Below are 21,985 nucleotides of genomic sequence, written 5' to 3' on the forward strand. Positions count from 1 at the left end.
CGAACCCGATGGTGCTCACTATACGTTTCCCTGACGGCTTATTCAGCGATCGTTTCTTGGCTGATCACCTTAAGCGGCACGGGAATATAGCTGTCTACCGACTCGCCTTTCAGCACGTTATCCGCAGTTTCGACACCCAGCTCACCAATCATACCCGGTTGCTGAGCGATGGTCGCTGCCAGATGACCACGCTCGACGGCCGCAATGCCATCTTTGGTGCCATCAAAACCAACAATGGTGACATCTTTGCCTGATGCCTGCACCGCGCGCAACGCGCCAAATGCCATTTCATCGTTCTGGGCGAATACCGCTTCAACATCTGGATGTGCGGCAAGCAGGTTTTCCATCACGTTCAGGCCTTTGGTACGGTCAAAATCCGCTGGCTGACTGGCGAGTAGTTCAACGTCGGTACCTTCAATGGCATCCATAAAGCCTTCACCACGCTCGCGTGCTGCCGAAGTACCGGCAATACCCTCAAGTTGGATCACTTTGGCTCGCTCACCGACTTTACCGATGATGTATTCCGCCGCCATTTTACTGCCTTGAGCGTTATCAGAAGCAATATGACTCACCACGTCCCCACGGCTCGCGCCACGGTCTAGGGTGATCACCGGGATCTCGGCGCGATTCGCAATACGAATGGCGTTTGAGACCGCGTCTGAGTCCGTCGGATTAATCAAAATGGCTTTAACGCCACGGATGGTTAAATCCTCCACATTCGATAGCTCTTTACTGGCGTCGTTTTGCGAATCAAGCACCAAGAGCTCATAACCAAGATCTTGTGCTTTTTGCTCTGCGCCCTCTTTCATGGTGACAAAAAATGGATTGTTTAAGGTTGAGACCACGATTGCCATTCTATCTTCCGCTTGCGCACTGATGCTCAGCGTTGACGACAGTAGCGCAGTGGTAATCAAGGTAGTCAGTTTTTTCATGCGTTCAGTCCTTTTGTGTTTGTAGGGTATTGTTTTTGCTTGCTCATTAAACCGAAATAAAAGTGTCTGTCCTGCTAACTAAAGTGTCTGTCCCGCTAACTTTGGCTAACTAAAAGTGCCTGTCCCAACAAGCTATTTGTTTTTGTTATCCACCAGCACGGCGAGCAAAATCACCACCGCTTTGGCAATCATTTGGTAGTAAGACGACACGTCCAGCAGGTTGAGGGCATTGTTCAAAAAGCCGATGATCAGCGCACCAATCAATGTACCCATGATCTTACCTTTACCGCCCATCAAGCTGGTGCCGCCCAGCACCACTGCGGCAATCGCATCAAGCTCATAGCCAGTACCGGCGGTCGGTTGTCCAGAGGACAGGCGCGAGGTGACGATGATCCCTGCCAGCGCCGCGAGCATGCCACACAGGCTATACACGCCCACCTTGATTCGATCGACATTAATGCCCGATAACCGCGCCGCAGATTCATTGCCACCAAGTGCGTAAATATAACGGCCAAAACGGGTATGATTGAGCAGATACCAAGCGCCGATAAACACGATTGCCATCAGCCACACGGGGACGGGAATGCCCAACAGGTAGCCGGTACCAAACCAAGCGAACGCATCGGCGGTATCAGTAAAGCCCGTTGAGATGGGGCGACCATCGGTATACACCATGGTGACACCACGATAGAGGGTCATTGCCACCAGGGTGGCAATAAACGCCTGTACCTTGCCTTTGGCCACCACGACGCCTGTCATGGCACCAATCGCCGCACCTGCAAACAAAGCGGTGGGCACCGCGACTAACACAGGCACTTCGACCGCAATCAAGCTGGCGGCAAACGCGCCGCACAGCGCCAACACCGAGCCAACACTCAAGTCGATACCCGCGGTTAAAATCACCAATGTCATCCCCACGGCAATAATGGCGTTTACCGAGGTTTGACGCAGGATGTTAAGCAGGTTGTCGACCATGAAAAAGTTGCTGTTTAAAAATGACATCACCACGATCAGCACCAGCAGGGCAATGAGTGATTTTTGCTCAATTAACCACGCTTTGCTGAACAGGGGTTTACGTCCATCTTCTGACGGCTGGGACTTATTCATTGCATTCTCACTCATGCTGCATCCTCATTGGCATTTTTGCCTACCGCACAGGCAAGCAGAGTTTCTTGGTTAGCGTCTTTGGCATCAAACTCACCGCATACGCGGCCTTCGTGCATCACTAAAATGCGGTCGCTCATGCCAAGCACTTCGGGCATTTCTGATGACACCAAGATGATGCTCATGCCCTCGGCTTTAAATTGGTTAATTAGCTGATAAATCTCTTTTTTGGCACCGACATCGACCCCCCGAGTCGGCTCGTCCAAGATCAGCACTTTCGGTTTGGTCATCAGCCCTTTGGCGATCGCCACTTTCTGCTGATTCCCGCCCGATAAGTTGCCAATGATTTGCTCGCGGGTGGGGGTTTTGATGTTAAAAAGACGGATAAAATCATCCACCGCCATCACTTCATCACGCGGCTGTATTTTCCCCCAATGAGTGAGCTTATCGAGTGCACTGAGCGACATGTTGTCTTTCACCGATAAACCCAGCACCAAGCCCTCGCCTTTGCGGTCTTCAGAGATGTAAGCAATGCCGTTGGCCAGCGCATCTTGCGGACTCACTGGGTTAATCACCTTGCCATCAAGCCGAATCACGCCAGCTTCACGCGGCATGGCGCCATAGATAATTTTCATTAACTCCGTGCGCCCGGCGCCCATCAGGCCCGATACACCCAGAATTTCACTGCGGTGCAGCTGAAAACTCACCTCTTCCACCCCGTGGCCGCTGACATTTTCCACCTCAAGGCTTATCCCATCAGGAGTGACGTCGCTTCGTGGATATTGTTCGGCGAGTTTGCGGCCCACCATCATTTCAATCAGGCCATCTTCATCGGTATCACTCACGGGACACTCACCAATAAACTTGCCATCACGTAACACGGTGATCCGATCGCAAATCTCAAAAATTTCTTTTAGTCGGTGAGAGATATAAACAATGCCGCAGCCTTGCGCTCGCAGCTCGTTGATCACCGCAAACAGCGAGGCGGTTTCGGTGTCGGTCAAAGCATCGGTCGGCTCATCCATAATGATCACCTGCGACTCAAACGACAGCGCTTTGGCAATTTCCACCATTTGCTGCTCACCCAAGCTCAGGCTGCCAAGTGGCGTGGTGCCGCGTGCTTTCACATTTAAACGCGCCAGCAGCTTATCGGCTTCTTCAGCCATCTTGGTCCAATCAATCTTGCCAAACCGGTTAGTAAACTCGCGGCCTAAGAAGATGTTCTCTGCAATGGTCAGCTCTGGTATCAAATTGAGCTCTTGGTGAATAATACTGATCCCCGCTTGCTGCGAATCACGCGGGCCTTTAAACGAGACCGGTTCACCTTGATAGTTCACGTCGCCACTGTCGGCGTGATAAATCCCGGTGAGTACCTTCATCAACGTGGACTTGCCCGCGCCATTTTCACCGAGTAGCGCCATTACCTCGCCGGGATAGACATTTAAGCTCGCCTCATCGAGGGCGCGCACCCCGGGAAAGGTTTTTACGACTTGGCTGAGTTGTAAGATAGGTTGCGTCATTGTGGTTACTCGCTTAGGCCGACCTAAAAGGTGACACCGGCTTGAAAAATCACATTGGCATAAGGCGTGCACTCTCCGGTGCGCACCACCGCTTTGCTCTGCACCGTGCGTGCTTTAAACGCCTCGTGGCTGATCGTGGTCACAGTGATCGGCTGCTGACGCGCAGCACTCTCTTGCTCTAATCGCGCAAGCAACGCTTGATGTAGCGCCGGGCTGACCGCTGCAAGCTCGTCTGCAATCACCACAGATTCAATGCAGGTGTGAGTTAACACCGCCTCGACTGTCTGCATAAAGCTCGGCACGCCTTGGGTAAGCGCCAAATCAATACGCGGCACCGAGTTGGGGATCGGCAGCCCCGCATCACACACAGTCAGCTCATCGGTATGCCCGATTTGGGTGACTAGCTGTGCAAGTTCTGGATGGAGCAAACCATGTTTATTCATTCATCACCTTCTCACTCACGATAGGATCAATCAGCGCTCACTATGCGCTGGCACGTTTTCTTGTGATCAACGTTTTCTCTCAGGAAAACGCCATCGAAACGTTTCGATATGGACAAATAATGCAGATGAAAGAAAAATTTCACCATCTGTAAACATCACAGATGTGAGGGGGATCGACTATTGATATTGGAATCATTAGTAAAGAGAGAAGTAAATCACACGGAGGGCCTGGGTTAGATAGAGACTAGAAGCGAAACGATCTCGAACCAGGCGTAGGTCGGACAAGCGCCGGGGTAATGTTAATCTTAAAACTCGATGTAGCCGCGCGCCCGTTAACATGGTACATGATTTTTGACACGGTGCCGGGGCTTGTGTCACCTACGCCAATGGCCCCTTCGGGCTTAAGTGTAGAAAAAGTCCCTAGGCACAGCTTTACGCTTTTCCTAGCCTCTCGTTTCTAGAAGCGCAGCGTCTCAGTTCTCGTCCTTCTCCATCGGCTCACTCAAACCCGGCACCGCTTGGCAAAACGTGCATTCTTCATTATCCACCGAGGCACCGCCCGACTCGACGTAGCGAATACGATGACTCGCTTTGCCTCGGTTAGCCGACACCGCAAACCGCCGCCGCTCACGCTCGGGAATGGTCTTTTCTGTATCATGGTTAGTCATGATTTACCTCCTAAGAATGCCGAAACCAACTCAGCCATAGTTATCTTAGCACCCGAACGAGCCCAACCAAAAGTGACTGTCCTCGATAGCCGATACTAGGTCCTAGTTCCTAGGAATTGTTTTCCGCTTTTCCCGAACTCACGATCCCAAATTTCGCGTAGGTCGGACAAGCGCCGGGGTAATGTTAATCTTATAACTCGATGTAGCCGCGCGCCCGTTGGCATGGTGCCGGGGCTTGTGTCACCTACGCCAATGGCACTATCGAAAAACGCCAATACGAGTGCGATCTGCTCTGTCTAGTTTCTAGTCTCTAGAAGCGCAGCGTCTCGTCTCTTTCTGTGTTCAGACTAAAGTGCCTGTCCCTCTAAAACGGCCCAAAACTAATTTTTTCTCGCGGTGCTGGCGCGATGTGCGAGTTTAAACGGGATAGTTTGAGCGCCTGTAAGCGGTTGCCCTTCAATAGCTTGTAAAATGGCCGAGGCGGCCTGTACGCCGAGGGATTGATAGTCAATTTCAGCGCTCGTTAAGCTCGGAAAGGCATGCTCACTCATGGAGGAGCCCTCCAAGCTGATAATCGCGATATCAGTCGGCACTTTTAACACCCGTCGGTGACACTCAAACAACGCGCCGATAGCTATCTCTTCATGGCTACATACCAGCGCATCCAACGTGGCATCGCGAAGCAACAATTTCGCCAACCCATCGGCCCCCAATTGCGCCGATGGGGCCTCATGCGTTGTCAGAAAATGGTCAGGGGTTAAATAGTGCTCAATCATCGCGCCCTGCCAGCCCTGTAGCTTGCGCTGCAAGGTGGCATGGTTGCCCCGCGCACCAATAAAACCAATATGATGAAAGCCCTGACTAACAAGGTGGGATGTACAGCGCTTGCCGATGTCGTGGGGATCGCTGCCCATGCTGGCATAGCTATTCATGGAAGGCGACTCAGCAATTTCGAGGACAGGCGCATTGGCCATCTCAAGCAATTGATGGGTACGCTGAGTATGCTCATTACCAAATAGCACCACTGCCGCTGGCCGGCTTTCTAAAAAACCGGCCAATAAATCCTCTTCCTGCTGGACCGAATAATCACTGTAACCCAGCAACAATTGATAGCCCGCTTTATTCAGCCGCTGTTGAAAACGAGGCAAAAACAAGGCACACGCCTTTTCCAATAGAGAAGGAATGATCAACGCAATGGCATAGCTTTGCGCTGATGCCAAGGCACCCGCAGCTTTATTAGGAATATAACCCAGTTGCTCGACGGCGCGTTGAACCTTATCGCGCAATTTGTCAGAGACAGCATCCGGGGTACGCAACACCCTGGAAACCGTCATAGTGCCTACCCCAGCCTGTTTGGCAACATCCGCAAGCGTAACTTTACCCGTATTGCGTCGTTTTCTTGGTTCACTCATCGTATCTATTGATTACTCACCATTTTATGACACCGTATCCTATCACAGCCATCAGCGATTAATCCGTGCCCCGCATGGCCTCTTTGTAGCATGACGCATTGGTAGACAGAAAAAATGATAGCGCTATCACATCTTATGGTAGCGCTATCAGATAGCGCTACCATTTGTGATCATTGTCCATTTATTGCTCAGTTTTCAGCGATAGAGTTATCAACAATTCTCCAACAACCTAATAAAACCTTTAAAACGGATAGAGCCATGTTACGAGATCTGATTACCGCCGACGTTATCCGCATTCACCAAGATGCCAACGATTGGCAAGATGCCATCAACAAAGCCTGCGCAGCACTTTTGGATAACGGTGCCATTGCGCCAAGCTATGTCGACGCGATTTATCGCTCACACCAAGAAATCGGTCCCTACTATGTGGTGGGCCCGGGTATCGCGATGCCCCATGCACGCCCTGAGGATGGCGTTAACCGCCTCGCCCTGGCTATCACGGTGATCAAAGACGGCGTCAATTTTGACAGCGCCGAAAACGACCCGGTTAAGGTGCTAGTCACCCTCGCGGCCACCGACAGTAATAGCCATGTCGAGGCTATCTCCCAATTGGCGAACCTTTTTATGAATGACACACACATCGCGCAGATCAGCCGCGCCACCAACGTGGATGAAGTATTAGCCATTATCGCCAACTACTAACCCTTACATCGGTAGCAACAACACTTAAAGACACAAAGGGCTCGCCCTTAGCTATCGGCTTTAAAACAACAAACATGCTGAAAATGCACCTGTTAACCCAAATAGAAGGTCTGAATTATGAAAATCACAGTCGTATGCGGCCACGGTCTTGGCACCAGCCTAATGATGGAAATGAGCATCAAAAAAATCATCAACGATCTTGGCGTCGACGCCAGTGTCGACCATATCGATCTGGGCTCAGTCTCTGGGACAGACGCCGATATATTCGTCGCCACCAACGATATCGCCCAACAGTTACAAGCGATGAATGTGTCGCCGCGCATTGTCGCACTCGACAACATGGTGGACAAAGAGGCAATGAAAACCCGCTTGTCTGACGCCCTACAAGCACTCGGTGCCCTATAAGGAGTGACGTTATGCCCTTTTTTAATTTCCTGATGAAAGACGTGCTCTCTGAGCCCGCGGTATTAGTGGGTTTGATTGCACTGATTGGTTTAATCGCCCAGAAAAAGCCCGCGACTGAATGCATCAAAGGCACCATCAAAACCATTCTAGGCTTTGTGATCCTAGGAGCCGGTGCCTCATTGGTAGTCAGCTCACTCGGGGATTTTGCCACCATTTTCCAGCATGCGTTTGGTATCAGTGGCGTGGTGCCCAACAACGAAGCCATTGTCTCCATCGCGCAAGAAGCCTTTGGTAAAGAAATGGCAATGATCATGTTCTTCGGCATGCTGGTTAACATTCTTATCGCACGCTTAACCCCTTGGAAATTCATCTTTTTAACCGGTCATCACACCTTGTTTATGTCGATGATGGTCGCCGCGATTCTTTCCACCAGCGGAATGGATGGCATCCCATTGGTCGCATTAGGCTCTGTGGTTGTCGGCTCGGTGATGGTGTTTTTCCCTGCCATCGCCCATCGCTACATGCAACAAGTCACCGGTTCAGATGAAGTCGCCATTGGCCACTTTTCAACCCTCTCTTACGTGTTAGCCGGCTTTATTGGCAGCAAGTTTGGCAACAAAGCCCACTCCACCGAAGACATGGACGTGCCCAAAAGCCTCTTGTTCTTGCGTGATACGCCAGTCGCCATCTCGTTCACCATGGGGATTATTTTTATGGTGACGTGTCTGTTTGCCGGCGGAGACTTTGTGCGCGAGGTAAGTGATGGTAAACACTGGTTTATGTTTGCATTAATGCAATCCATCACCTTTGCAGGCGGGGTGTATGTGATTTTGCAAGGGGTAAGAATGGTGATTGCCGAGATTGTGCCAGCGTTTAAAGGAATTTCCGACAAACTGGTGCCCAATGCCAAGCCAGCACTCGACTGTCCCGTGGTCTTCCCCTACGCGCCCAATGCGGTGTTAGTCGGCTTTTTATCTAGCTTTGTTGCTGGGCTTGTCGGTATGTTCCTGCTCTATATACTGGGGCTTACGGTGATTATCCCAGGCGTGGTGCCCCACTTTTTCGTCGGCGCAGCAGCAGGGGTATTCGGTAATGCCACCGGCGGACGACGCGGCGCAATTTTAGGCGCCTTTGCGCAAGGCCTATTGATCACCTTCCTGCCCGTGTTCTTGCTCCCCGTGCTCGGCGATCTGGGCTTTGCCAACACCACCTTTAGCGATGCAGATTTTGGTGTGGTCGGCATCTTACTCGGCCTGATTGTGCGATAACCACAAACAAAAAAGGATAAGCAGGCCGATTGGCTTGTTCATCCTTTTGCTATCGAACCTACCAATACAGTCATATTAACGACGCTTAGGCCCTAATAATGATGCATTTAAAAACGCCATAAGGCATAAGCTGATTTAAATAATGACTACTTCTGGTAGAAATTTTTATACCACGCTACAAATTGAGCAACGCCCTCTTTCACGCCTACCTTGGGTTGATAGCCTGTTGCCACAAACAAATCTTGGGTATCGGCATAGGTTTGGTACACATCCCCCGGCTGCATGCCGCGGAAGTTTTTCTTCGCCTCAATACCCAGCTCAGCTTCAATCGCTTGGATAAAGTCCATCAGGTTGATCGGGCTACCATGGCCAATATTGTATACCGCATAAGGTGCCGAGCTCGAAGCCGGTGAGCCACGCTCTACCGTCCAATCATCATCACGCGCAGGTACTACATCCGCAATCCTTACCACGCCTTCAACAATGTCATCCACATAGGTAAAGTCACGCCACATATCGCCGTGGTTGTTAATATCAATGGTCTCACCCTCAAGAATTTTCTTAGTGAAAATAAATGGCGCCATATCCGGACGACCCCAAGGGCCATAAACGGTGAAAAAGCGCAAACCTGTGGTCGGAATATCGTAGAGATGCGAATAGCTGTGCGCCATCAACTCATTGGATTTTTTAGTCGCGGCATACAGCGATACAGGGTGGTCAACCGAGTGATTGGTCTCAAACGGCACCGTCTCATTCAAACCATATACCGAACTTGAAGAGGCATAGACCAAGTGCTCAACCTGATGATGCCGACACCCTTCTAGAATGTTCAAGTGACCGACAAGGTTAGAATCGGCATACGCATGCGGGTTTTCCAGCGAATAACGTACACCCGCCTGAGCGGCAAGGTGGATCACACGGTTAAAGTTGTGCGCTGCAAACAAGTCAGAAACTGCATCACGATCGGCAATATCAAGCATTACACAGGTAAAGCCAGCTTGAGGGATATTATCCAGACGGGCCTGCTTGAGTGATACATTGTAATAATCATTGAGGTTGTCAATCCCAACCACCTGGTGACCTTGTGCCAATAGCTTTTTCGCCACCGCACTACCAATAAACCCGGCCACACCGGTAACCAGTACTTTCATTGTTATTCCTTTTTTGTTAATGCACGTCATGGTATACGCGCCGTGCTGAGATTATCTTACAGCGCACTCGCTCGGTGCAAGAGCTCGGGGAGCGGATGACGAAATACGGAAAAGCCCCTCTGCGAGCACTCCGCAACTCTTCCCTTCTCCCCCAGTATTCCGTATTCTGTCGCCCATATTGACAGAACTTGGTATTAAACTAGGCAGATAAATCATGAAGGTACTCGTCACTGGTGGCACGGGATATATTGGTAGCCACACTTGCATTCAACTGATTGAACAAGGCCACACGCCTGTTGTTATCAACAATCTATGCAATAGCAAAGAGATAGTGCTCGATCGTATTGAGCAAGTCACTGGCGTACGACCAACTTTTATGCAAGGCGATATCCGTGACAGTGCTTTCTTAAAGCGCGTATTTTCGGAACACAGTATTGACAGCGTCATCCACTTTGCCGGATTAAAAGCTGTGGGTGAGTCAGTTGAAAAGCCACTGAAATACTACGACAACAATGTCTCCGGCACTCTCATTCTCGTGAGTGAAATGAATAAAGCTGGAGTGAAATCTCTGATATTCAGCTCATCAGCTACCGTTTACGGCGATCCTGCATCGGTACCCATCAAAGAAGATTTTCCCACCTCGGCGACCAATCCTTATGGACGTAGCAAATTGATGGTGGAAGAGTGCCTCCGAGATTTTCAACAAGCCAATCCCGACTGGAGTATCACTTTGCTGCGTTACTTTAACCCCGTCGGTGCACATGAATCTGGCCTGCTCGGCGAAGATCCACAAGGCACACCCAATAACTTGCTGCCTTTTGTGGCACAAGTAGCAGTGGGCAAAGCTAGGCATATTTGGTAACGATTATGATACGCCCGATGGCACCGGTGTGCGAGATTATATTCATGTCGTCGACCTGGCCGAGGGCCATTTGGCTGCGTTGGATAAAAAAATCCATCAACCTGGCACTCATATTTTTAACCTCGGTACCGGCCAAGGCAACAGTGTGCTAGAAATGGTGCATGCGTTTGAAGTGGCTGCAGATCGCCCGATCGATCCCTTACGAAATCAAACCCCGTCGAGCCGGCGATATCGCCGAATGCTACGCTGATCCGGCTTATGCAGAAACCCACTTGGGTTGGAAGGCAACACGCGATTTACAAACTATGGTAGAAGACACTTGGCGCTGGCAGTCTAAAAATCCAAATGGGTACCAATGAAGCAACTATGAGCGCACAAAACAACCAAACTAATATGATATGGGCTCGCTGACTTCCTACCTGCCCTAAAAATCATTAAACTAGCGCCTGATTGACGTTGAGGGATACCACGTGCTCATACCATTTATTGAACTGGCCTTTCTGTGCTTTTTTGCCTTTTGTTCTCTCTTTGTGATTCGAAAGATGGCCAAGGCTGTGGGTTTGGTCGATATTCCCTCCGGACGCAAGCAACACATCGATAACGTTCCCCTTGCAGGCGGCATAGCGACCAGTATAACGCTATTGTATTTTGTGTTTAATAATCCCTCCGTCCTGCAGTCACCAACTCTCTATGCGTCATGTGTGATCGTGCTCGTTATTGTCGGGGCGCTGGATGATAGGTTCGATATAAGCTACAAAATCCGTTTATTTGTACAAGCGCTATTGTCCATTGCAATGATGTGGGTCGGCAACCTCGAGCTCACAAATTTGGGCAACTTACTGGGAACAGGCGAAATAAACCTGGGATCTGCTGGGTACGCGGTCACTGTGCTAGCAGTGATTGCCGCTATCAATGCCTTTAATATGGTGGACGGCATTGATGGTCTATTAGGTGGGCTATCTATCGTCACATTCGGCGGATTAGCGCTGCTTTTGCTCCATGATGGTCAAGCTCATATGGCTTACTTTTGTTTTGCCATGGTCGCCACCCTTGTGCCGTATGTCGTTCTCAATATGGGATTGCTAGGCCGCCAGAGAAAGGTGTTTATGGGTGACGCTGGTAGCATGCTAATTGGCTTTACCGTTGTTTGGGTACTGCTTTTTTCCAGCCAGAATGGAAAGGCGCCGCCATTACGTCCCGTCACCGCATTATGGCTCATCGCTGTTCCATTGATGGACATGGTCGCGATCATGATCCGACGCATTCGCAGAGGCGAATCACCGTTTAAACCAGACCGTGACCACCTCCATCATATTTTCCAACGGGTCGGACTTACCTCGAAACAAACACTGCTCGCTATTTGTAGCATCTCAGCTTTGTATGCAGGCATCGGGATCTATAGCGATATTGCTCGAGTGCCAGAATACATCATGTTGATTGCGTTTTTAGCCTGCTTCGCGATTTACCTTATATTTATAACATATATTTGGCGAATTACTGGAATTGTAAAAAAGCTACTGGGAACACATAGATAATTTAATATATCGTCGGCAGTTTAAAATTTATTCACTAGTCGACTATATCGCTCAGAGCGATAATATGAGTTAGTGCATTGCTAACTTCAAATTTATGACAACATAATATGTATAACAACAGTCAATCATTCGCTACCCCAGGCATGCCGCGGCTCTTCATGCGTTTTCCCTGCGATCACTGCGGCATTCAGTGAGCAGCGCCGAACCTTCAATGACGATGTTGTGTTTGAGCATGGCCACGGTCGTAATGAGTCGCGCCAGTGCTATGTAATTGATAAAGAATATTTATCAGGCGACTTTACTCGTTAGCCATCACTACAAAGCCTTGTCATAGTTGAGTCTTTGCGTGTTGAAAAAGAGCGTCCGATGTCGCTGTAGTATCGCTACTATACCAGCTCAAAATCACTGACTGCCGATGAGGCAAGCCGTGCTATCCGCTCGCATTGGGGCATTGAAGCCATGCACTGGGTGTTAGATGTCAACATGGGTGAAGACGCCTGCCAAATTAATAAAGACAATGGCGCAGCGAATGTTGCCTGTCTGTGACACATGGCCTCAAATATGGTGCGAGCAGAGCCGACCAAGATCAGCTTGGTATTAAAACAGAAGCGTTGTCTCATGAATACCAGCTTCTTAGAGAAGGTTTTAGCCGCAGGCATACCAGCGATGGTTGAAAAACAAACACTCATGTGCTCGCCCTGGGTATGCCTGTTAGTTGCCGAGTTGATTGCTGGGAGCAATTCTATTGGGATCAGTGCGTTAGGTGAATGATTTGATCAACAACGCCCATTCATAATGGTAAATTAACTTAGCTAGAATGATCATCGAAGCCTACGTAGAACACCGTTAAGAGCATAGTGACAAAAATAATATAGGCTTTTCAAAAAACTGAGTTCTTCTATTTTTCGGTAAAGTGCCCAGTTATATTTTGCGGCTATCAGTTTGTTCGAAGAAATAGATCGACTATGAACTCGATATTCGGCCAATACCTCATTCAAGCTATAGGCATAATCACAGTTTTTGAGGATTTTTAGCCAGAGGCCAAGATCTTGCCTTTTACGAATTAGAGGCATATACATTTTCCCAACTTTTTGCGTGTCATAAATTGCGGTAAGACACCCAATAACACAACACTTTAAAAGTTGGTGGTAAGAAACGCGTTCAGGGACCTTCACAGCGCTGATAAACTCTCCACGTTCATTAATTTTATCGTAAGACGAGAAACACAAAGCTACATTTCCATCACGCATAAATTTCAACTGCTTTTCTAATTTTCTCGCTTTCCATTTATCGTCGCTATCTAAAAATGCGATATATCTACCTCTAGCCGCCTGTATAGCAGTGTTTCTAGCAACAGCAGCACCAGAGTTACCTGACAACTCAATTAGTCTAATTCTTGAATCTTCTCGACAGAAACTTTTGATAATATCAACGGAACCATCAGTAGAACCATCATCAACAATAATTAGTTCCCAATACTCATATGTCTGGCTTAAAACTGAAGAAATAGTTTCATTTATATAAAGAGAAGAGTTATATGACGGAGTAATAATAGATACCAAATTCATTATAACTCTTTCCTTTTCTTCGCTCTTAACCAGTATTCACAGTATTTTTCCATGGATTTGTCAACATCAAAGACGCTATCTATTCGCTGCTTTGCATTTAAGGCAATCTTCTTCGATACTTTAGGCTCATCCAGGCACTTTTCGACTCTATCAATAGCTGCTTTTATACCGCGCTTATCGACAATAAAGCCTGAATGCTGCTCCTCAATAAGCTCATCAATTCCCTCGGTTCGAGTAGTAACGACTACACATTGTTGATACATTGCTTCCTTTACTACATTGGGTAATCTTTCTGATGGATACCGCGACATAAGAAGGAAAAAGTGCGCATTGTTCATGATTCTGATTAGTTTCTGTTGGTCAACATGCCCTAAAAACTGTATTCTTCTACTGCATTTCTTTTTATTCGAAATTTTTATTAATGTATCTAAATATGGACCATCGCCCGCAATGTATAATTTTGCTTCTGGATACTTGCTACTTATAGCATCGAATATTTCGATAACATCGTCTACTCCTTTTTCTTCAATCAATCGAGCTGCAGTAACAAATACGGGATCCACTAATCCTCTGCCAATAGTTGCGGAGATACCATTTGTAGCATTTAATTTAGTTCCTCTGTAAACGATGTTAATGTCCTCTGGTTCAATCCCCTTTTTGAGCAAGGCGTCCAAGTTCGATCTAGAATGAGTAAATAGCGTATCTACTCGTTTGGCCAACGAGTAACTGGGACTGTAATTTGTCGTTAAATCATGAGCACCTAGAAACTGCGATAGCACCACTTTAGGCATATTCTTATACACTAAATATCCAAACATGGCGGGATAATGACCCCAAAAAAGATGAACAACATCAGGAGTTTCTTTAATCAGTTTATGAAACTGACCTACTACTGAAGGAATCAATATTAAGCTCTTAATCAAATGTCTGGGGGACGTTTTTAAATTTATGACTAGCCAAAACAGCAGGTCGAAAAACATCACTGGGTGCGAAAAAACAAACCATATACTCCTAAAAAACACATTAACATTAAAATGTGTAATTGAAAGTTTATGATGCCCCCTTTTTTCAATTAGATCTAGATGATCTTTATGTCTATTTCGTAAGCCAATAATCGTAACCTCATGCCCTTTACCTATCAATGAATCAATATCTAAAGAAGCAAATGTTTCACTTGGAACTGGGAACTGCATTGTTACGTAAGTAATTCTCATTTTTTGACACTCTAAAATAAAACTGATAATAGCCCCCCACTAAACCTAACAACGTGTAATAGAAAAAAGACAATCTGACTTGTTCAGTGAAATTATTGCCAATTGACAATAACGGGACAGTCAAAAGCCAAAGTAAAACAGCCATAAAAAAAGCATAATCGGTATTTTTCGCGTTCATGCTCTTTAAAATTCTGAAGCATTGGTAAGCCGACAAGAACAGGATAAAGAAGTAGCATAGAAAGCCCATTAAACCGTATCTAAACAGTAAGTAACTGTATATAGATTCAACCAACGCCATTTCACCTTTTGATGGACCATTACCGAACAGAAAAATGATAAGGCTAGAATTCGCCCTATCGATCGCAAAAAGGAACTGATTAAGTCTGTGCCCTGCTGAGTTACCTATATCACCATTTTCAAAGAAGCGAACAAACTGCCCGGTCAAATAGCTAAAATTCTCTAAAAGATACGGCAAACTAAATAGCAACACCAATACTAAAACAATAAAACAAAAATAATACAAAAGCAGACTAACCCTTATCTTATTTTGTTTAATATTAAGACCAAAATATGTTAAAACCATCGGGGTTATAACAAAAAAACCAACAATGAAACCAGCCACTACCGACCGAGATTGAGGCAATATCAGCATTATGAGCGATAGTAAAAAAACAATAATATAACGAGAAAAACTCGAGAATAGTAGTTTAGAAAAAAAGTAGTAAACAAAAAACGTCATAAAAAAAGCATAATCATAAGGATTAGAAAAAGGAGTTGAAACCCTTCCTGATTCTATATTATTTAACCCAGTATACATAGTACTAATAGGGTAAAGATTAATATAATGATTTAACCCTAGAAGCACGACCAAAAAAAATAAATAGACAAGGCTACGTTCAAAGAAAATTAATCTACTACTTTTAATTGCTAAAAAGAAAGAAAATAAAAAAACAAGAAAGTTAAGGGCTGGCTTATGAAGTTCATAAAAATCCCTCATGATTAAGTCAGTCCCCTCCATCAACACTCCAGCAGACATCGAGACAGGGATAATAATAAGAAGAACTAAAAAAGGCACTATATACAAAAAAGCTAACTTGCAATCACCTAGATAGGAAAGCATATTTTTTCTCTTTCCCTCGATTAGGAAGAAGATGGCAAGCACCGTGATCAACAAGCCATTAACAATACCTAATCCCGCCCTTCCCATATGCCCATGAAATGTAGGCATAATCATAGAAAAAAACAATAAAAATAAAAACAGGTGCGAGCTATTTATTCTTGTATGCAATTTATTCTCCTGGAAAATTCGCAAATAGTATTCACTAACCTATGTTACCCACAGAAAACGCATGGATATCCACATCCTAGAAACTCCTAGAAACCTTCACAGCCCGTCGCTAACTACTATCAGTCCATCGCATACTTCATTCACTTGCGCTAGATGGCGGCTTTGAAAGTCTTCTCTTTCTTTGAATAAATTTAAAACCATTTACTTTATTCGTCCAAAAACCTCTGCTCAGTAGTGCCACCCTATTAATGCGGAAGTAACCTTCCCCATCTCCAACATCGAATTGGGCGTTCGCCCTTCGCGGTGGTTCCCTGTCAGTAGTCAAGTTCACGCTTCCACTTATTAATTAATAGTCACATTCGTAATCTGGGAAACTTGATCTTTTTTATCTAAAATCACGCATTTTCAATGCTATCGACTATCATCATAACTCCAAATATTTTTCAGCTACTTGCTCCAGACTAAATTGCATTGCACGTTTTTTTGCTTTCTCTATTTGTTCAATTGAAGATGGCTTCTCTAACTTATTCATAATCGCTTCAGCCAATTTTTTAGTCTTGTTAGGTTCAACTAATGTACCAAACTCACCATTGTTTAAAATCATTTTGGGTCCACCGGGGCAGTCAGTAGAAATAACGGGGGTTTCTGATGCCATAGCTTCAACAATGACATTCCCAAAACCTTCCCAATCCGATGTTAGTACGAAAACATCAGCGGCTCTATAATAAGGGTAAGGGTTTTTCTGAAAATTAATTATCTCGACAACATCGGCTAGCCCAAACTCCTTGATTAATGATTTTAAATTACTTTCCTCTTCACCTTCACCTAAAATCACTAATCTTGAACAAGGAATTCGTTTATAGATAAGATTAAACACGTTAATTAATAACGCTTGATTTTTTTGCTTATGCAAACGACCAACATTCAAAATAGTTTTATATTTACAATTTCCAAGCCACCGATGTCTTAGTTTTTTATCTATTAAAGATTCGAAATCAGGTATTAGAACGGGATTACCGATGACTTTTATCTTTTCAGTGCAACAAATCTTATTTTCCAGCAAGTCTTTTTTTGTATCATTCGAATTGGCTATGATTTTACTTGCACGTTTATAGGATTGGCGCATTAAGAAAAGATATAAGCCTTTCTTTAAAAGTGGCATAGATCTAATAGCATCCATTGTATTTGCTTCGCGATATATAGTTTTAGTTTTTATAAAATGCGACGACAAACCAACAAATATGTTAGTATCACGAATAATGGAAACTACTAATTCTGGTTGTTGTTCTTTCAAAGTTTTTAATAGTTTAAAAAAAACATAACGTGTTCTAGATTTTAAGTCAATAACTTTTACCTTTTCTGAAACTAGGTTCGCATAAGGCCCTTTCGCATTAAATGCAATAATCGAGATATCCCAGCCCATATCAACATAATAGTTTGCCAGATTAATGGCAATACGCTCAGCCCCTCCGCCATTGAACGATGGAGTAACTATACAAATTTTTTTACCTTTCAAGTTTGTCCCTTATAAAAATATGGAAGCACTGTAAACTTACCAATATCCACACGGAAAACGCATGAACATCCGCGTCAAGAAAGGCTTCCTAACACGGTCGCCAAGTACTCTTGGTCCATCGCGCTCATCATTCGCTTGCGTTGAATCCCGGCTTTAAAACTCTTCTTTTGCTTTAATAAATTCAAAACCATTTTCCTTATTCGTGCAAATACTTCCGCTCGGTCATCCACCCCAATTCGGCAGGCATCCTCTTTTAATCCAGCATCCAGCTGCCAGTGCATTGATTCAATTAACCAATGCGAACGAGTGGCATCATGTAACTCTTTCGCTGTCAGAGCTTTTGAGCTTTTGAGCTTATATAATAGCTCACGGAGATATCTGATTCTTCAGCGTGTTTTCCTTTTTTTCGAACACTCACCATGATGCCCATCGTTTTTAATTCTGGCCAATCATAAGCCAAATCACCTAATACACTTAAATCGGTATTAATCAGTGCACATCGTGTTTCCAAACGCCCATGCGATTTCTCTTGTGATGAATAGCTATCGCCATCAAAATGTTGAAGCATTGAGGGGCGGTAATAATTATCAAACGCTTCAACTAACCTGCCTTGATTTTCTTTAACAGCAAGCAAGTAATCAGCATTTTTATCGATGATTTTCTGTGCGATTTTTCGCTGACAACCCATGGGATCAATGGTAATCAAACAACCTGAAATATCGAGCAATTCTAGTAGATTAGGGATCGCAGTGATCTCGTTCGTCTTACTGTCTACTTTTGACTGTCCGAGGCATACACCATTTGCGGTTGCGACTGCATTAACCATATGAATAGCAGCTTGGTCTGTTGCTCTGTTATACGATCCTTTCAGTGCTTTTCCATCAATAGCAATGACTTCACCATCTGTTAGTTCATGACATAATTTCATCCATTCTATAAAAGCGTTTTGTAATGCTTCTGTGCTCATGATTCCCATCACTCTTGCGATCGTATCTGACGATGGAGATGTTTTACCTGAGAAGCCAAAAAGTAATAAAAATCACGTTGCTTACGTCCATAATAACTAATGCCTTTCCAGGTATCGAGTCCAGACAACACCGCACAAATTTTTATCAAAATAATATCTGATAACGTATGTTCAACTTTACCTTCTTGGCGAACATCTCTAATGGAAACGAAATGCATAAATGGACTTTTATCTTCTGTCATTTTAAATCGCCTAAACGTTAGGAGACCATTAAATCTCACTAAAAAGGATCAACAAATTTATCCCTTATTTTCACTTACTTTAATCAATAAACATGGCATGACGCAAAGTTTTAGCCTTAAGTGAAAACTTAATCATTAAATCGTACCCCAGACATGCCGCGGATCTTCATGCGTTTTCCCTGGACCAACGTGAAAAAAATAAACAAAGTCATAAGGCTTGGTGTGTCTGTTAGCTAGCGAGTTGATTGATGGGAGTGATCCCATTGGGATCAGTGTGTTAGGTGAATAACTTGATCAACAAAAGCAGTTTTACATCGGCGATGACAGCAGTTTACTTCCTCTGGCCTTTTTAATCATAAGTGTTAGACTTATGATTTGAATTCAGGAGACTCTGAACCTTTTCAACATACAGTTTATCGATTTTTTTAGTTGAAGACTCCCCGAGGATTATTTTAGAATTAGCTATCAGGTTCCATTTGCTAATTTCTAGTGAATCTAAAACAGCATCTTTCCACTTATCTACTATAAGTGGAAGATAAAACCCACCCTGCCCCCAATGAATCACTGTGTCGGAAATACCCTCTATTTTATTGCTAACGACGGGTATGCCACAGGCCTGAGCCTCTAAAAGAGGAGTTCCTAAGCCTTCAGATTTTGAAGGAAACAAAAAGACATCGCTAGCTTTAATATATTCATCAAAGTTCTCCACAAAACCTGTTTTAACTTCTACTCTCGCCTCCAAATCTAGCTCTTTAATTCTATCATTAACCCTATTGAAGTAATTTGTTTCTTCATTCTTCAACGGACCCGCTAATACAAGCTTGAACTTGTCTGGTAAAGCTGCGAGCAACTCAACTGAAAATAGTTGATTTTTTCTGTCAATATAGTTAGCTACGTGGCAAAGTATTATATCGCTTTCATGAAATTTGGTAAGTTGATGTCTAAATTTCAATCTATTTTCATAATCTACGAAAAATCTAGCTTCGTCAACCGGATTAGGTCTAAGCCAAACATTTTTTGCTCCAAAATCCAAGGCTAGCTCCTCTAATTTCTTTGATATAGCCACAATCATGTTTTTATCATTAATAAAAACTTTTTTTATCATTGGTTCGAGATGAATTGGATAGTATGGAGTGTCTACATCGTTACACAACTCTCTAATTACCGGCTTTCGTTGATACTTGAAGTAAAGAGTTAGGAAAGTTACAGACCAACTATTACCAAAAGTGTGTAAGTAGTCAAAATCATTAGTCCTATTTTTAATATATTGCCAGGAGTAAAAGAATTCCCAGACAGCTTTCGCAGCGACTAAAAACTTCCTTATCATTCCTTTCTTTCTTCGCACGGGGAAAGGTGGTGCTATTCTGTTAACTTCTTTGCCATCAAATATATATTTCTTGTTTCCCAACTCATTGGTAGAGTTTGCAACAACCTCATACTCAATATTATAGCTTGTACTGAGTCGCTTGTATGTATTGTGAGCGCGAAGTCCGGATCCGGAGTATTCTGGCTGATACTTGCTACTAACCACTAATGCTTTCATATCTTTTCTCTAGTCTCTTTAATATAATCTTCTGCATGCCATGAAACATGGTTTCGTGGTTTTTTAAAGATGTCTTTAACCATACGAAAATAAGACGTAGTATCGTGCATGTGAGTCACATCCATCCAATAATTAAACACGGCTTTTTCAAAAAAATGCCATCTCTTTCTACCTGAAGCCCCTAAAAGACCAAAAGGTATTTTGCACATAAATCGTAGTGGTATTACCCATTTAGGGGTGATTGTTTTTTTATTTATTGGAATTTTTTCATCCCAAACGCCACCAAAGTTACTTAAGCAGAGCATGTCTAAATATAACTTTTGGTTTACTTTATACTCTGCAGGAACTTTTGCCCAAAACTCTAATAATTCATTACTCCATAAAGGCATTCTCCAGTCATAGCCATAGAACTCATAAACTTTTTGACCACTAATGACATATTTACTTTGCCTTCCCATCAATTCAGAATACTCATATAAAAGATGATCTTTCTCTCGTTCTTCTGGTAAACCACCAATAGCTAGAAATTGCTTTTCTAGGCTTTTTCTAATATAGCCTAAGTTATCGTTTGTTTTTTTATAGCCCCAAAGCGAAAAGTGCTTATTGAATATTGCTCTGAAAACATTATCGATCCTGTCACTCTCAGCACTCATATGATGATTACGCATGAGCGGTGTTATATGTCCTCCTGATATAAAATCACCACTATTTCCGTTAATAAACACGGCATCGTCATCTATAATCTCTAATTCTTTAAGGTACTTCAATGAAGATAGACTTTGAATGTAAGGTACTGAAGATAGCGTTTCAGAAAAAATTTTATATTTTTGAAAATCTGAGGATGAATAAAATGATTTTTCGCTACTATGAGTAAGGGGAATGAAGACCCATTTAAATCCTAGTTTTTTCGCTACAGATTCTGCTACTGCAGCTTCGAAGTTATTTTTAGAACCATATGAGTAGCACAAAACATTCGTTGCTCCTAGATAATGTAAAATGGATGCCACTAGTCTTGAGTCATTACCAGCACTTAAAGGCACAACAATTTGTCTTTCACCGACGTCTTTGAGTAGCTTATCAAATACGCTACAAGTGACCTCATATAATTCTTTCAGATAAGAAAAGTAAGTTTTACGTTCAATAAACCCAAAATAATAGTAATACTGATGAACTGAATTTGAGTAATGGTTACAATGTAATACTTCACCTGCTTGTAAACGTTTTATATTCCTAAATAGAGTTTTCGAGCCTATAGTGTAGCCACTCATAATGATTTCTAGCTCGGCTAGCTCATCATACTCTGAAGGATCAAAAGGCTTCAACGCATTAACTTCATCCGTTAATGTTATTTCTGATGACCGGCCTGTTGTATAAAACAAGTTATGACTTCCCACTCTATCAGAAAAAGCATACACATTGTGATTCTTTGATACGACAATTGCATAATGGCCATCTAGAGACTTCACATAGTTTATTAGGCTTTCCTTGTCATCGTTGAGAACAGCAAGATCCTTAACTATATCGCTCTTATTTTTCCCATAAAAATATCCTTTCAACCAAAGCTTTGTTTTACATGTTTTATCTTCATGGAACGCCCAGCCATTGCAATCTTTTAATGAGATCTTCAAAGTACATATCCCTCTTA

Annotated in this window: 17 protein-coding genes and 3 pseudogenes; 6 read left to right on the forward strand and 14 right to left on the reverse strand. The window is 44.2% G+C overall.

Going from position 1 to position 21,985, the window contains the following annotated elements:
• Nucleotides 1–38: 38 nt before the first annotated feature.
• From rbsB to BZG25_RS10180, 6 genes are all read right to left on the reverse strand, one after another.
• The gene (rbsB, locus tag BZG25_RS10155; RefSeq protein ID WP_077639027.1) at nt 39–932 is read right to left on the reverse strand and encodes a ribose ABC transporter substrate-binding protein RbsB; all 894 of its coding nucleotides are present in this window, start codon (nt 930–932) and stop codon (nt 39–41) included.
• Nucleotides 933–1,064: 132 nt separating this feature from the next.
• Nucleotides 1,065–2,054, reverse strand: a complete 990-nt coding sequence (gene rbsC / locus BZG25_RS10160) for a ribose ABC transporter permease (protein WP_077458573.1) — start codon at nt 2,052–2,054, stop codon at nt 1,065–1,067.
• Nucleotides 2,051–3,556, reverse strand: coding sequence for a ribose ABC transporter ATP-binding protein RbsA (gene rbsA, locus BZG25_RS10165; protein WP_077639028.1), 1,506 nt, complete (start codon nt 3,554–3,556; stop codon nt 2,051–2,053). The genes rbsC and rbsA overlap by 4 nt, the downstream gene beginning before the upstream one ends.
• A gap of 23 nt (nt 3,557–3,579) precedes the next feature.
• Entirely contained in the window at nt 3,580–3,999 is a 420-nt protein-coding gene (gene rbsD / locus BZG25_RS10170) for a D-ribose pyranase (protein ID WP_077639029.1), read from the reverse strand.
• A 473-nt stretch (nt 4,000–4,472) separates the two neighbouring features.
• Nucleotides 4,473–4,667, reverse strand: coding sequence for a hypothetical protein (locus BZG25_RS10175; protein WP_077639030.1), 195 nt, complete (start codon nt 4,665–4,667; stop codon nt 4,473–4,475).
• A 380-nt stretch (nt 4,668–5,047) separates the two neighbouring features.
• The gene (locus BZG25_RS10180) at nt 5,048–6,079 is read right to left on the reverse strand and encodes a LacI family DNA-binding transcriptional regulator (protein WP_077639031.1); all 1,032 of its coding nucleotides are present in this window, start codon (nt 6,077–6,079) and stop codon (nt 5,048–5,050) included.
• Nucleotides 6,080–6,337: 258 nt separating this feature from the next.
• Here BZG25_RS10180 and BZG25_RS10185 point away from each other — a divergent pair, with 258 nt between their 5' ends.
• The 3 genes from BZG25_RS10185 (at nt 6,338) to BZG25_RS10195 (ending at nt 8,454) form a co-directional block, all read left to right on the forward strand.
• Nucleotides 6,338–6,781, forward strand: a complete 444-nt coding sequence (locus BZG25_RS10185; RefSeq protein WP_077639054.1) for a PTS sugar transporter subunit IIA — start codon at nt 6,338–6,340, stop codon at nt 6,779–6,781.
• Between the two features lie 117 nt (nt 6,782–6,898).
• The gene (locus BZG25_RS10190) at nt 6,899–7,186 is read left to right on the forward strand and encodes a PTS sugar transporter subunit IIB (RefSeq protein WP_077639032.1); all 288 of its coding nucleotides are present in this window, start codon (nt 6,899–6,901) and stop codon (nt 7,184–7,186) included.
• An 11-nt stretch (nt 7,187–7,197) separates the two neighbouring features.
• Complete coding sequence (locus BZG25_RS10195) at nt 7,198–8,454, forward strand: PTS ascorbate transporter subunit IIC (RefSeq protein ID WP_074212372.1); 1,257 nt, start codon at nt 7,198–7,200, stop codon at nt 8,452–8,454.
• A 146-nt stretch (nt 8,455–8,600) separates the two neighbouring features.
• On the opposite strand, the gene BZG25_RS10200 is transcribed toward BZG25_RS10195, so the two are convergent.
• Entirely contained in the window at nt 8,601–9,605 is a 1,005-nt protein-coding gene (locus BZG25_RS10200) for an NAD-dependent epimerase (protein WP_077639033.1), read from the reverse strand.
• Between the two features lie 214 nt (nt 9,606–9,819).
• Here BZG25_RS10200 and galE point away from each other — a divergent pair.
• The 3 genes and pseudogenes from galE to BZG25_RS16155 all read left to right on the forward strand — a co-directional run.
• Nucleotides 9,820–10,826, forward strand: a pseudogene (gene galE / locus BZG25_RS10205) (UDP-glucose 4-epimerase GalE).
• Nucleotides 10,827–10,937: 111 nt separating this feature from the next.
• Nucleotides 10,938–12,002: a UDP-N-acetylglucosamine--undecaprenyl-phosphate N-acetylglucosaminephosphotransferase gene (wecA, locus tag BZG25_RS10210; protein ID WP_077579545.1), complete on the forward strand. Its 1,065-nt coding sequence runs from the start codon at nt 10,938–10,940 to the stop codon at nt 12,000–12,002.
• Nucleotides 12,003–12,173: 171 nt separating this feature from the next.
• A pseudogene (locus BZG25_RS16155) lies at nt 12,174–12,662 on the forward strand (ISAs1 family transposase); the annotation flags it as partial.
• 161 nt (nt 12,663–12,823) lie between these two features.
• Here the strand turns inward: BZG25_RS16155 and BZG25_RS10220 are convergent.
• The 7 genes and pseudogenes from BZG25_RS10220 to BZG25_RS10250 form a co-directional block, all read right to left on the reverse strand.
• Nucleotides 12,824–13,570, reverse strand: a complete 747-nt coding sequence (locus BZG25_RS10220; protein ID WP_077579547.1) for a glycosyltransferase family 2 protein — start codon at nt 13,568–13,570, stop codon at nt 12,824–12,826.
• Nucleotides 13,570–14,784, reverse strand: coding sequence for a glycosyltransferase family 4 protein (locus BZG25_RS10225; RefSeq protein WP_077639035.1), 1,215 nt, complete (start codon nt 14,782–14,784; stop codon nt 13,570–13,572). The genes BZG25_RS10220 and BZG25_RS10225 overlap by 1 nt, the downstream gene beginning before the upstream one ends.
• Nucleotides 14,741–16,072, reverse strand: a complete 1,332-nt coding sequence (locus BZG25_RS10230) for a hypothetical protein (protein WP_131826110.1) — start codon at nt 16,070–16,072, stop codon at nt 14,741–14,743. Before BZG25_RS10230 ends, BZG25_RS10225 begins: the two co-directional genes overlap by 44 nt.
• A gap of 424 nt (nt 16,073–16,496) precedes the next feature.
• Nucleotides 16,497–17,588, reverse strand: coding sequence for a glycosyltransferase (locus BZG25_RS10235; RefSeq protein WP_077639037.1), 1,092 nt, complete (start codon nt 17,586–17,588; stop codon nt 16,497–16,499).
• Nucleotides 17,589–17,662: 74 nt separating this feature from the next.
• Nucleotides 17,663–18,797 (reverse strand): annotated as a pseudogene (locus BZG25_RS10240) (ISAs1 family transposase).
• Nucleotides 18,798–19,146: 349 nt separating this feature from the next.
• Nucleotides 19,147–20,340 (reverse strand): glycosyltransferase family 4 protein, encoded by a 1,194-nt coding sequence (locus BZG25_RS10245; protein WP_077639038.1) that lies wholly within the window; start codon nt 20,338–20,340, stop codon nt 19,147–19,149.
• Entirely contained in the window at nt 20,337–21,968 is a 1,632-nt protein-coding gene (locus tag BZG25_RS10250) for an asparagine synthase-related protein (RefSeq protein WP_077639039.1), read from the reverse strand. The genes BZG25_RS10245 and BZG25_RS10250 overlap by 4 nt, the downstream gene beginning before the upstream one ends.
• Nucleotides 21,969–21,985 lie beyond the last annotated feature (17 nt).

Origin of the sequence: Salinivibrio sp. ML198, assembly GCF_001996015.1 — a bacterium.
GTDB classification, from domain to species: Bacteria; Pseudomonadota; Gammaproteobacteria; order Enterobacterales; family Vibrionaceae; genus Salinivibrio; species Salinivibrio siamensis.

What these genes read in the sequence shown, in the direction of transcription:
- rbsB (WP_077639027.1), bottom strand. Translation starts at nt 932, where the DNA reads ATGAAAAAACTGACTACCTTGATTACCACTGCGCTACTGTCGTCAACG.
- rbsC (WP_077458573.1), bottom strand. Translation starts at nt 2,054, where the DNA reads ATGAGTGAGAATGCAATGAATAAGTCCCAGCCGTCAGAAGATGGACGT.
- rbsA (WP_077639028.1), bottom strand. Translation starts at nt 3,556, where the DNA reads ATGACGCAACCTATCTTACAACTCAGCCAAGTCGTAAAAACCTTTCCC.
- rbsD (WP_077639029.1), bottom strand. Translation starts at nt 3,999, where the DNA reads ATGAATAAACATGGTTTGCTCCATCCAGAACTTGCACAGCTAGTCACC.
- BZG25_RS10175 (WP_077639030.1), bottom strand. Translation starts at nt 4,667, where the DNA reads ATGACTAACCATGATACAGAAAAGACCATTCCCGAGCGTGAGCGGCGG.
- BZG25_RS10180 (WP_077639031.1), bottom strand. Translation starts at nt 6,079, where the DNA reads ATGAGTGAACCAAGAAAACGACGCAATACGGGTAAAGTTACGCTTGCG.
- BZG25_RS10185 (WP_077639054.1), top strand. Translation starts at nt 6,338, where the DNA reads ATGTTACGAGATCTGATTACCGCCGACGTTATCCGCATTCACCAAGAT.
- BZG25_RS10190 (WP_077639032.1), top strand. Translation starts at nt 6,899, where the DNA reads ATGAAAATCACAGTCGTATGCGGCCACGGTCTTGGCACCAGCCTAATG.
- BZG25_RS10195 (WP_074212372.1), top strand. Translation starts at nt 7,198, where the DNA reads ATGCCCTTTTTTAATTTCCTGATGAAAGACGTGCTCTCTGAGCCCGCG.
- BZG25_RS10200 (WP_077639033.1), bottom strand. Translation starts at nt 9,605, where the DNA reads ATGAAAGTACTGGTTACCGGTGTGGCCGGGTTTATTGGTAGTGCGGTG.
- BZG25_RS10220 (WP_077579547.1), bottom strand. Translation starts at nt 13,570, where the DNA reads ATGAATTTGGTATCTATTATTACTCCGTCATATAACTCTTCTCTTTAT.
- BZG25_RS10225 (WP_077639035.1), bottom strand. Translation starts at nt 14,784, where the DNA reads ATGAGAATTACTTACGTAACAATGCAGTTCCCAGTTCCAAGTGAAACA.
- BZG25_RS10245 (WP_077639038.1), bottom strand. Translation starts at nt 20,340, where the DNA reads ATGAAAGCATTAGTGGTTAGTAGCAAGTATCAGCCAGAATACTCCGGA.